The 11,432-nt window shown below is 39.3% G+C and carries 9 protein-coding genes, 1 pseudogene and 2 riboswitches; of the genes and pseudogenes, 1 reads left to right on the forward strand and 9 read right to left on the reverse strand.

Features of this window, described 5'->3' with window-relative positions; translation table 11 throughout:
• Window positions 1-6 precede the first annotated feature (6 nt).
• From DBT49_RS06795 to DBT49_RS06815, 5 genes and pseudogenes are all read right to left on the reverse strand, one after another.
• Window positions 7-818, reverse strand: a pseudogene (locus DBT49_RS06795) (PTS sugar transporter subunit IIC).
• Window positions 819-830: 12 nt separating this feature from the next.
• Window positions 831-1,766 (reverse strand): PTS mannose/fructose/sorbose transporter subunit IIAB, encoded by a 936-nt coding sequence (locus DBT49_RS06800; RefSeq protein WP_083300534.1) that lies wholly within the window; start codon window positions 1,764-1,766, stop codon window positions 831-833.
• A 120-nt stretch (window positions 1,767-1,886) separates the two neighbouring features.
• Window positions 1,887-2,891 carry a LacI family DNA-binding transcriptional regulator gene (locus DBT49_RS06805; RefSeq protein ID WP_070560514.1) on the reverse strand — a complete coding sequence of 335 codons (1,005 nt, stop codon included), beginning with the start codon at window positions 2,889-2,891 and terminating at the stop codon, window positions 1,887-1,889.
• Between the two features lie 140 nt (window positions 2,892-3,031).
• Window positions 3,032-3,574, reverse strand: coding sequence for a folate family ECF transporter S component (locus tag DBT49_RS06810; RefSeq protein ID WP_070560512.1), 543 nt, complete (start codon window positions 3,572-3,574; stop codon window positions 3,032-3,034).
• A gap of 64 nt (window positions 3,575-3,638) precedes the next feature.
• Window positions 3,639-3,730: riboswitch (THF riboswitch) on the reverse strand.
• Window positions 3,731-3,827: 97 nt separating this feature from the next.
• Window positions 3,828-5,012: a cation:proton antiporter gene (locus DBT49_RS06815; protein WP_070560510.1), complete on the reverse strand. Its 1,185-nt coding sequence runs from the start codon at window positions 5,010-5,012 to the stop codon at window positions 3,828-3,830.
• A 49-nt stretch (window positions 5,013-5,061) separates the two neighbouring features.
• Window positions 5,062-5,147: riboswitch (Fluoride riboswitch) on the reverse strand.
• Between the two features lie 264 nt (window positions 5,148-5,411).
• Between DBT49_RS06815 and DBT49_RS06820 the strand changes: the two genes are divergently transcribed.
• Window positions 5,412-6,512, forward strand: coding sequence for a YkvI family membrane protein (locus DBT49_RS06820; RefSeq protein WP_070560508.1), 1,101 nt, complete (start codon window positions 5,412-5,414; stop codon window positions 6,510-6,512).
• Between the two features lie 50 nt (window positions 6,513-6,562).
• On the opposite strand, the gene DBT49_RS06825 is transcribed toward DBT49_RS06820, so the two are convergent.
• From DBT49_RS06825 to DBT49_RS06840, 4 genes are all read right to left on the reverse strand, one after another.
• Complete coding sequence (locus DBT49_RS06825; RefSeq protein WP_070560506.1) at window positions 6,563-7,231, reverse strand: ABC transporter ATP-binding protein; 669 nt, start codon at window positions 7,229-7,231, stop codon at window positions 6,563-6,565.
• 28 nt (window positions 7,232-7,259) lie between these two features.
• Complete coding sequence (locus DBT49_RS06830; RefSeq protein WP_070560505.1) at window positions 7,260-8,327, reverse strand: ABC transporter permease; 1,068 nt, start codon at window positions 8,325-8,327, stop codon at window positions 7,260-7,262.
• 269 nt (window positions 8,328-8,596) lie between these two features.
• A complete protein-coding gene (locus DBT49_RS06835) occupies window positions 8,597-9,931 on the reverse strand; it encodes a C1 family peptidase (RefSeq protein ID WP_070560503.1) in 1,335 nt (444 codons plus the stop codon).
• Between the two features lie 755 nt (window positions 9,932-10,686).
• Window positions 10,687-11,418 carry a YebC/PmpR family DNA-binding transcriptional regulator gene (locus DBT49_RS06840; RefSeq protein WP_060778542.1) on the reverse strand — a complete coding sequence of 244 codons (732 nt, stop codon included), beginning with the start codon at window positions 11,416-11,418 and terminating at the stop codon, window positions 10,687-10,689.
• Between the last annotated feature and the right edge of the window lie 14 nt (window positions 11,419-11,432).

Below are 11,432 nucleotides of genomic sequence, written 5' to 3' on the forward strand. Positions count from 1 at the left end.
TCCTATCTAATTAAAGAATTGATCTAGCTCTTGGTCTGTTGAATGAGTATTCACTGAAGAAACCGCTTGATTTTTATCATTCATTCGTTTAAATTTCAAATCGTTATGTGAAACGATAACAGCGATAATTGCAGCAATTACTGCAACAGCAATTAGTGGAATCTTGAAATATGAAATCAATACAAAGCCTAGTAAGAAATAGATAAATAAATGCTTATCCCATAGAATTTTTAATAGCATAGCCATCCCAACAGCAGGTAGAAGATTCCCTGCAATACTCAAGCCATGCACAATCACATCTGGAATTTGTTCAAGAGCATTTTGAGTGAGTTCAGCACCGTAAAGAATAGCAAAGAAAGGAATTAGAGAATATATAAACCATTGCAAAAGCCAAAGGCCATAATGCAGGTAGGCTATTTTTTTGCTTCTCCTTGTTCAGCCAATTCATCAAATTTGGTTGCAAATGGCCCTACAATACCCACGTAAATTAAGGTCTTTATTTGTAAACCAATAATTCCTAAAGGAATCGCTATAGGTAATACAATATCTACACCCGCCTCCATATTGATGGCAAAAGCAGTCGCTAAAGCCGTTGCTAATCCTGGTTCAGCGGAGCTAGCTCCACCGATATTAACCACTCCCATAAAGATAGTTTCTAGAGATGCTCCAATCAATAGTCCTGTTTGCAAGTCGCCTAATAAAAGCCCAAGCAATGGCCCAATAACAATTGGCCGTCCGAGCATGGTAAAACCTAGTAACTCTTGTCCACCAACAGTAATAAATACCACAAAAGCAACTATAAAAGCTTGTAATAACATAATTTCACTCTCCTATTTAAAAAATGTTTCTGCTTTAATTTTTTCATCAGAAGGTAAATTTTGCAGACAGGTATTTGGATGCACTTTAACTAATCCTTTTAAGGCGTTCATCTCGTCATCAGTTAACATGACAAATTGACTTAAAGTTGTCTTTTTCCCTTCTACTGATTTACCAACATTACCTATATTAATGTAATCGATATTATTGGCTCCTTGCGCAAGTCTTAAAGCGTCTTGAACTGTTCGAACGATCACTAATAAGTTTTTTGTGTTTGCTCGCTTATCTTTCAATACATCAATAACGTCTTCAACAGATCGGATGAGAACTCTAATTCCATCAGGAACTGCCATTTTTAATGCCATTTTCTGCGTTTCATTGTTAGCTGCTTCATCATTAGCAACAATAATTCCATGGAGCGCCAACTCGCGTGACCAAACCATGGCGATTTGACCATGAACTAAACGTTCATCAACCCGTAATACGATAGATTTATTGGAATTATTAACGTCTGCATTGTGATCATTGCTCTCTTCTGGTTTGATGATTTCCTTGGAGGAAAAATCTTTAGCGTTAGCTAAACGAATCGCCAAGCGCGATTTTTCAATAATATTATTAATTTTTTGATAACTCATAGGACCTTGCGAATAAATTAGCTCAATAATAATTGCAACATTAAATCCTGCTACCACATAAAAATTATTAAAATTCTTAGAAACTTCTAAAAATTTTTGATTAACACTCCCACCATACAAGTCAGTAAAAATGATTACCTCATCACCCTCTTGAATATTCTCGATAAAACTCTCTATTTGTTCCTCAATAGAGGGAAAATTATCAATATATGCTGACATATAGGTAATATTAGTTTCCTTAGGGATAAATAAATCCAAAGTGCTTTTCATTCCATCAGCCAATTTACCATGTGAGGCAATGACTATTTTTCTCATTTGTGCTCCTCCTTTTTGGAACGTTCCAAATTTTGATTTGATATTATAGAACGTTCTCAAAAATACTATTAGTTTTTTTGGAACGTTCCATTTCAATTACAAATGATAGCGCTTTAGCAATTACTTGTCAAGACTCCGAGTTGTTTTTCCTTCTACAAATTTTACTGGAAGTGTTACTAAATGTCGACGATCTTTATCATATTGAGACTGTTCTACTACATTCATCATGATATCAACCGATTCTCTAGCAATATCAATCACTGGTTGTCTAATTGATGAAATAATTCTTTTCTGATTCTGATACATTTTTGACCCATCAAAGCCGACAATTTGAATATCATCAGGGACCTTAATCGATTGTTCTTGCAATATATTGTTCATATAATCAGCATAATTATCAGATACGGTGAATATACCGTCATAATCATATTTTTTTCTGAAGGTATTTTTAGTATAAATTAGGAGGTCTTTAAGGAAGTCTTTTTCATGCTTATTTGAGCTAAATAGCTCGTAATCAATTTCCTTATCAATGCATGCTTGAACCGCTCCTTTGGCTCTCTGTCCATAGTTAATACGTGAGTTCTCGGTAGTTCGAGTGACTATCAATATTTTTTCTGCTCCACGTCTAACAAGTTCTTCGATAGCTAAATAACCTCCTTGATAATTATCTGAAGTGACACAAGGGATTTCTGAGCTAATTTGCTTTTCTATCGATACCATTGGAATATGTTCAATCAGTGCTAAAGGAAGTTTACTATAAGAAATAGTAATAATTCCAGCTGCCTTTTGCTCTTTAACCATTTTTATATAGTCAATTTCTTTAGTAATTTCATTATTTGAATTACATAAGAGCATTTTATATCCATAAGACTCTATTTCTTGTTGAACATAATAAGTTAATTCTGAAAAAAAAGGTGATAAAGTATTTGGCAATATAAAAGCTATTATATTCGTTCGGTTTAATTTTAACGCTCTGGCATTATTATTAGGGACATAATTTAATTGTTCAATTGCTTCTTGTATTTTAATTTGCGAAGCTTCTTTAACTTTTACGCCATTTATATAATTTGAAACAGTTCCCCGCGAAACTCCTGCTAACTTCGCTACATCATTCATTGTTGCCATAAAAATCGCCTCTCGTAAATCATTATCTTTTTCATTTATATTATACAGACTATGTTACCTTAATAAATCAAATTGCTTAATACTATGAAAAAAGACGAGTCTATTGACCCGTCTTGAAAAAAAAAATTTTTACATAGTAATTAATGAGCACTTTGGCTGCGCATATTCTTGACGGCCCGACTTCTTTCGATCATCTTGAAAATAATAATTAGAAGAAATAGGTCTACTGGAAATAGGACAGCTGTACGAATGATTCTTGCCCAGGCAAATAAACCGGACTGGTACATCATATTGAGCCATAAAGGCGTTAAGAATAATGAAATCAACACCGTAGTTAATACTTTAGCAATGAGAATTCGTTTCAAGTTATAGCCTTGACGGAAAAGAACAAAGCCATAAATCAAACCGGCTAAGACCGCATTAAAGGTAAAGCCAGGAAAGAAGAAGCCACTTGGACTCAGAACAAAACCAATCACATCACATAAACCGGCGCCAATTCCAGCATAGATAGGTCCGTAAAAAGCCCCCATAATAGCTAATGGTATAAAGGCAAAACTGATTTCTAGGGTTGGTCCTAGAACTAAACGGAATTGGTTGAGTAAGAGGTTTAAAGCCATCAATAAACCCATACCCGTAATCACCCGTGATGAGGCGACATCTAAAGGTAACCATTTTCTAAACATAACAAAAAAACCCTCCTAATATACATTGGAGAGGCCCAAAAAGGGACATTACACTCGATGGCATTTGAGCGAATGCGGATTAACATCGCGAGTAATCTCTTCGTCCAGCAGCAACATTCCGTCCACTGACACTTAACGCATTAATCCTACTCTCAGTGAATATTATAGACTTCTTCACTTGAAAGTAAAGCCCTTTATTTACAATATAAAAGAACAAGGCTCAGGCTATAGTAACGCTGAACCTTGTTTTTACTTATTTGACTTCCTTTTGCAAAATTTTTTGGTAAGTGAGGTCAATTCCAAAGGCTCCTAAGGGGGCAGTAATTAAGATAGCGAGGACCGAAACGGTTAAAATAATTTCTCCAGATCCTAGTCCCATCGCCAAGGGGACCCCGCCAATGGCTGCCTGAACAGTTGCTTTAGGCAGGTAGGCAATCACTGAAAATAAGCGTTCTTTAAGACTTAGGTGGGTCTTGGCTAGGGATAATAAGACACCCAATGACCGGAATATTAATACCATACCAATTAAAAGAACCGGTTGCCAGCCTGCTTGAAAGGCATAGGTAATATTGACAGAGGCGCCCACTAAGACAAAGAGCAGAATTTCACCAGGGATCCATAATTTATTATAGTATTGGCCGAGATCGACCGCCTTTTCTGAGTCCAGGCGATTGATCATCAGTCCCATTGCCATCACTGCTAATATTCCTGAGAATGGGAGTGCTGGCAATATTTTCTCCACCGATACCAAGACAAAGGATAGGGATAAGAGTAAAATTAACTGCTTGGCAGTGCTAAAGGCAAAACGATCAAAGAGGCGATTTAAGCCAGCACCTAAAAGCCCACCGACTAAGAGGCCTAGAATAATGGAAATCGGGATAGTCAGGAGTTGAGTCACTTGGAAACTTCCTCCTTGAGCAACAGCTAGGAAGGAAGAAAAGAGAACCAAGACATAAATATCATCAGCTGACGACCCGGCTAGGATAATTTGCGGAATTTGCTTTTCTGTCCCATAGCCTTCATCAATCAGTTTTAACATTTTAGGTACCACAACCGCTGGGGAAACCGCTCCGAGTACCGCCCCCAGGACTAGGGCATCGGCCTGGCTGATCCCTAAAATGCTAGGTGCTAAGAGACTGGTAGCGATCATTTCAAAAGTTGCCGGTAAAAAACACATCAAGAGTGCTGGCCTGCCCACCTTAATCAGGCCACGGATATCTAAGGACAAGCCTGCTCGAGTCAGGATAATAATCAAAGCCACTTGCCTTAAATCCGCAGACAAGTCTAAGATAGTGGGATCTAATAAATTTAAGGCATGGGGCCCTAGTAAAATTCCTAAAAAGAGATAACCCACTAGGCTAGGAATACGTAAAGACTGACACAGTCGTTCGACTAACAAACCTAAAATAAAAATATAGGCAAAACTTAACAATAACATCTTTCTACTCCTTTTCTTTTCAAGCAAAAAAGCTGATGCCCTTCTGCTTTTATTTGCAGAAGTCATCAGCTCATAAGCATTCTTATGCGCGGTTTAGGAGTAAATCCTGGGAAGACATTCATTTCCTTGATCTAAGCATAAATAATTATCATTTTTCTGTCAAGGAACTTTTCACTTTCCACTTTAATCTAAGCAAAAAACAAAAATGTATTGGGGCTTCTAGTGAAATATTTAACTTAAGCTTAACCTTTACCTCTTTCTGATGATAATTTATAAAGAAGTAAAGAATATAGGTAAGGAAAATTTATTTTCAATTAATGAAAGCGCTTTATTTTAAAATAAAAACCACTCTGCTATACTGGCCATAGGATACTAATTTATTTGTAAGGAGGATTTTATATGAAGTCAGGACGTTTCATGCGTTTAATTACCATTGCCTTAGCTTATGTCGGGGTGATTGTCGGAGCCGGATTTGCTAGTGGTCAAGAGGCCTTTCAATATTATGTCGCCTTTGGTCGTGAAGGTATTTTTGCTTTAATCTTATCCTGCTTTTTCTTTGCCATGGGCGGCTATTTACTTTTAGTCTATGGTTTTCGTTATTCAGCTGAGGACCACCGCATTGTTTTTGACAAAATCTCTAGCCCTATCATTGCTAAATTGATTGACCTTGCTATCAATTTATCCTTATTTTTAATTGGTTTTGTGATGATTGCCGGAGCAGGAACTAACTTAAAGCTGATTTTCTCCTTGCCCACCTGGGTAGGTAGCATCTTATTGACGGTATTACTGATTCTAACCGCCTTTTTAGATACGACCAAGGTGACCCAATTAATTGGTGCCATTACACCCTTTGTTTTAATCTTAATTATAGGGGCTTCAATCTATACCCTGATGGCTTCACCTATCCCCTTCTCTGAAGCCTTGGACCTGGCCCAAAAAGCAGAAACCTCTCTCCCTAATTGGTGGGTATCTGCCATTAATTATACTTCCCTAGGAATCATGACCTGCGTTTCCATGGCCATTGTGATTGGGGGCAACCAAGAATCTTCCTTTGAAGCGGGACTTGGTGGCATACTTGGTGGCTTGGTGACAACCATTTTACAGGCAGCCGCTTATATTACCATTGTAGGTAATATTCAACGCTTGGATACTAATGAGATGCCTATGCTTATGGTCCTCGATGATATCCATCCCCTGCTGGGCGCTGTTATGGGTGTGGTAGTCTTTGGGATGATCTTCAACACCGCTATCGGTATGTTTTATCCTTTAGCCAAACGCTTCTCCTATAACCAACCTCAACGAGTCCCCAAGCTAATGATTCCGATGGTTCTAGTGGGACTAGGACTTTCTGCTTTCGGATTTACCCGCTTGGTCTCCTATGTTTATCCTTTTATTGGTTATTTGGGTGTCTTCGTTTTCTTGCTCCTCCTAGTTCAGTTCATCCGTCACCGGGACGATATTCTCCACGGCAAGGTTGATTTAGATCAATCTAAAAACTAAAGCTTAAACAAAAACAGTTGGCTAATTTAAAGTAGCCAACTGTTTTTTTATTAATGACTTTCCTCCAGGACACCATCACGCATTTCAAAAACCCGGTCACACTGTTTGATTAAGCGAGTATCATGGGTAACCATAATGATGGCCTTATTCTTCTCCTTACTCTCTCTAGCCAATATATTAACCACTTCAAAAGCCCTTTGACTATCTAAAGAAGCAGTCGGTTCATCAGCCAGGATGATAGTAGGGTCGGGATAGAGGGCCCGCGCGATAGCTACCCTTTGTCGCTCCCCGCCTGACAAGTCTGCTGGGTACTTGTTTAATAAGTGGTCTACTCCCAATTCTTGGAAGAGGGCTTGGGCATAGGCTGCTTGACTGTGGCCTTGGATTTTATCGACTAAGCGTAATTGATCTTTAACCGTTAAATAGGGAATTAAGTTAGAAGCTTGTAAGATAAAGCCAATTTCTTGGAAACGGCGCTTCGCCCTGTCTTTTTCCTTTAAACTGGAAAAGGCCTGGCCATTGACCCTAACCTCACCCTGACTTGGACTTTGTAAACCGCCACTCAGGGTGAGGAAGGTCGACTTTCCTGAACCTGAGGGACCAACAATGGCGACAAATTCTCCGTCACTCACGGAAAAATTAGTCGGCTTTAAAGCCTCTATTATTTGATCGCCGTCTTGAAAGGATTTAGAGACATTTATTAATTCGATTGCTTTCATATGAACACTCCTTTACTCAATTTCTCTTTTAGGCCATGGCTTCGAGGGGGTCAACCTTGGCAATGGCTCTGACCGAGAATAAAGCCGCCATAACCGCTGCAATGATGATTAAAATGCCTACTAGGAGGAAATACTCCCAAGTTAAAGCAAAGGGCACCGCTGCTGGCAGTAAATAAGCAGAAGCCAAAGTTGCCAGCAAGGCAAAAACTACCCCAAGACTGGCTAAGAGGAAACTTTGGCCAAGAACCGACTTAGCAATATAGCTGGTGGCTATGCCTTGGGCCTTCATAACGCCAAAGATCGGCGCCTTTTGCATGGTTAGAACATAGATAAATATGCCAACCACCACAGCTGCAATCACAATCAGAAAACCAATCATAAAGTTAAAGGTCACTACCTGAGCCCGGTAACCAGGAATATCTTGGATAAAGTCTTCAATACTTATGGTCTCCAATTCCTCAGGAACATGGTTGGCTTGGCCACGGACCACGACGGCATTAATAAAATCTTTCTCCGGTAGTTGTCCTAGACCACTGTAGCGAATTTCTTTAAGGTCTTCTAAGCTGGTAAAAACAACTGGCGCCACGGAAAAGCGTTGATTTTTAGTAAAGCCAACCACTATAATAGGGTGGTCCATATTGGCCACTTGCAGACTATCACCTATTTCCAAACCATATTGGTTCTTCATGCTGATATCAACTACCCCTTGGCCGGGAGCATCAAACATCTTTCCAGCAACAATATCTGGTTTGAGAAACTCATCCCCTTGGATCCCAAATAAGGCAACATTAATCTTCTCACCCTCCTCATTCAATTTAACCACTCCCGGCATTTCCGAAAAGAGTGCCTTTTGGTCGGCAGTAATTTCATTGGCTAAATCTGCTTCAAAATTCGATTTGCCTAAAATATGGTTACTATCACTGGCTAGTACAATTTGATCAGCTGACCAAGCATCTACGGCTAGACGATTATCCTGGGCCAGCCCATATGACAATCCCGTTAAAAAGAAAACCAAGTAAGCAATTAAAAACAAAAGTCCCGTAATTAATAAGTAACGAGCCTTACTATGCATAATTTCTTTATAGGCTAAAAACATTTTTTCTTCCTCCTTCATTGAACAGGGACGATTATACGCCCCTCATTTTTCAAGAGCAAGCAAAATGAACTGTGTTCACTTTATTTTTTATAAAAGCTAAAAAGGAAATATTTAAAAGAGAAAAAAAGCCCGCTTTATTTTCTATCCAATAAAAAACAACCGCTATGCAGTTAAGCTGCTTGCTGGGACTAGAGTCTGTCCCAGCATAAGCAGTAATACAGCATGCGGTTGTTAGTTATTATATAAAGTTTTTACTTATGATTTTAACTTTAATAAACTTTAGCCAAAGAGCCCATTGGATCCCAAGGTTTTAGGTGAACAGGTTCTTGTTGATATTCTTCTAATAATTTTTCATCAACATAACGGCTAGGTACGGTGATTTGGAAGGTGTATTCATCGAACCATTCATCGGACATGGAGAAGATTCCTTCATCTCCGACCTTTTTACCCCAGGAATTTTCAACTTTCCAATGGGTAGGCTTGCCTTCTTTGTCCAAGTTAACCCCTACTAGAACCATGGCATGGGTTAGGAGACTGACACTATAGTCAAGGCGTTCTGCCTTGTTTAAGGTATAGTTTTCACCCAAAGTATCTTGGTAGCGGTACATCTTAGTATCCATTAAACCAAGTTCACGTTCACTCATCTTACCAACATCTGAACCAAACCATACTGGATAGCCGTCTTTAATGGCTTTGATGGCTGCGTCTTTAAGGGCTTCAATTGGGACGTTGAGATACTTAATAGGTTCACCTTCAACGATTGATCCTAAATAATCCACGGTGTATGTCTTATGATATGGTTTATCAGCAGTTGGTGCATTTAAGAGACTAACCATGTCGTTCACTTCGAGATTGGTATATTTTTGGAAGAATTCTTGTGGGGTAATGTCTTCAATCCGGTGGAATTGGTCATCCTTGTCACGGTATTGGTAGGTAAATTGACTTGGCACTTCCCCTAAGGCCTTAACTAAAACATTATAAATAAAGTAAAGTTGTTCATCACGTTTTGCTTCTAAGTCTGCCTTTGATTTGCCAGCTTCATGCATTTGACGTAAACGAGCCGCAAATTCACGTAGCTTGGTTTCTAAGACTTCATCCAAGAGATGGGTGTTAGAAGAATGGAAAGTTTCAGGCATAACTTCTTTTGGCACAGAGCCATATTTCTTCAAGATATCCGCAAACATTTCCCATTGGCCCCCATCTTCACATGGCGTTTGGAGTAAATGCCAAACTAAACGAGAGTCTTGAGCTTCATCAACGGTATCAATAATACTGGTTAAGAAGAAATTAGCCTTCTCTAACTTATCCCAGAATAAAGTATAAGATTGGGAGAATTCAAAAGTTTCTAGGTTTAATTTTTCCATAGTGGAAACCCGGGCAGTATTTAGGGCTGCGAACATCCAGCAACGACCACTTTGTTTTTGGTTAGTGATCTTACCACGTTTGGTTTCTTCGGAAAATTTAAAGTCATGTTCTTGGCGAACTTGATAATTGACGCTGGCCTTGTTAATACCGACTTCACGGATGGCGTGTTCGCTGGCACTATTTTTAGGGTCAGAATGATATTTTTCATGGAATTGTTGAATTAATTCTTGATTAATCATGCAATCATCGCTTCTTTCTATATCAGTTAGATTGAAAAATTTATCCCTTACACTATAACATAATTTATTGTTTCTGCTTAGTCCCTTTTTTGGGATAAATACCTATATAAAATAAAGAGGCTGTGACAAAAGTCTCAGCCCATTTTTTAAGTACGAACGCTCTTATCAAAATGTATTCCTAGTGCAAAGCAAGTGGCCTTGCTCTTTACCGCGCTTGTCGCACTCTTTCTAAACCTGCTCCGGGTGCAGATCGATCTCCACTTCACTAAAGTGCAAGAAATTCTTTTCAAAAACTTTCCACTTTAGCTCCAGTTGCTATAGCTGTTCGAAGCGTTAGCGAGTTACAGATATAGTATGCGTAGCTCTATCGATCTTTGACGCACCCGTCGCACTCTATCCAAACCTGCTCGCTGACAAAAGTGAACTCCGCTTCAGAAATATTTGGCAATCCTTTTCAAGGATTTCCGCATATTTCTTCTAGCGTTTCACTTTTTGTCGTCAGCTCGCACTCTATCTAAACCTGCTCCAGTCACAGGACGAACGTCCGCTTCAAAAACTGGTAACGCTCAGCTTAGTTGAGTTCGGAAGGGTGAGGGGATGTCCTTTCAGAAAAGTTGAACGATCAGCAAGCTGATCTTATCATCTTTTCCTCCAAGGAATCTCCCTCCCTGATCCTTCCTCTCATCCTTATAACCGAGCTTATCCCAGTTTTCTCCAGCGATTTCGTCCTTTGGTGTGACTGTCGCACTATACTATTACGCGTCTAGTTCAGTGTTGTAATAGACGTTTTGGACGTCATCGTCGTCTTCTAATTTTTCAATGAGGGTTTCAAAGGTGGCTTTCTTGTCCTCTGGGAGGTCAATCATGGTTTTTGGTACCATGGTTAATTCAGAAGTGGCGAGTTTATAGCCTTTTTCTTCTAAGGCGTCACGAACGGCTCCAAAGTCATTGGCTTCGGTATAAATTTCAAAGACTTCGTCAGAAGTTTGTAAGTCTTCGGCACCTGCGTCAATGGCATCCATAAACATGGTTTCTTCATCAACGTCTAAGTCTTCCCGTTCAATAGCGAGGTAGCCTTTGCGATCAAACATATAAGCCACTGAGCCACTTTCACCTAGGCTACCGCCGTTACGGTTAAAGATGGTCCGTACATTGGTTAAGGTACGGTTGGTATTGTCGGTTAAGGTTTCCACAAAAACAGCAATCCCATTAGGACCGTAACCTTCATAAGTGACTTCATCGTAATCTTCGCCACCAGCGGTATTACTACCTTTATCAATGGCCCTTTCAATGTTGGTCTTAGGCATGTTTGCTGCTTTGGCTTTGTCCATAACCATACGAAGTGATGGGTTAGCATCCGCATCTGGTCCACCTTGTTTTACCGCCATATAAATTTCACGCGATAATTTTTGGAAGATCTTAGCGCGTTTTGCGTCTTCAGCGCCCTTAGTATTTTTAATTTTGCTCCACTTATTATGTCCCGACACGAAACATACCTTCT

This window comes from Aerococcus mictus (assembly GCF_003286595.3).
Lineage (GTDB): Bacteria > Bacillota > Bacilli > Lactobacillales > Aerococcaceae > Aerococcus > Aerococcus mictus.

Coding starts and splice junctions, on each gene's coding strand:
- DBT49_RS06800 (WP_083300534.1), bottom strand. CDS start 1,766: ATGAGAAAAATAGTCATTGCCTCACATGGTAAATTGGCTGATGGAATG.
- DBT49_RS06805 (WP_070560514.1), bottom strand. CDS start 2,891: ATGGCAACAATGAATGATGTAGCGAAGTTAGCAGGAGTTTCGCGGGGA.
- DBT49_RS06810 (WP_070560512.1), bottom strand. CDS start 3,574: ATGTTTAGAAAATGGTTACCTTTAGATGTCGCCTCATCACGGGTGATT.
- DBT49_RS06815 (WP_070560510.1), bottom strand. CDS start 5,012: ATGTTATTGTTAAGTTTTGCCTATATTTTTATTTTAGGTTTGTTAGTC.
- DBT49_RS06820 (WP_070560508.1), top strand. CDS start 5,412: ATGAAGTCAGGACGTTTCATGCGTTTAATTACCATTGCCTTAGCTTAT.
- DBT49_RS06825 (WP_070560506.1), bottom strand. CDS start 7,231: ATGAAAGCAATCGAATTAATAAATGTCTCTAAATCCTTTCAAGACGGC.
- DBT49_RS06830 (WP_070560505.1), bottom strand. CDS start 8,327: ATGTTTTTAGCCTATAAAGAAATTATGCATAGTAAGGCTCGTTACTTA.
- DBT49_RS06835 (WP_070560503.1), bottom strand. CDS start 9,931: ATGATTAATCAAGAATTAATTCAACAATTCCATGAAAAATATCATTCT.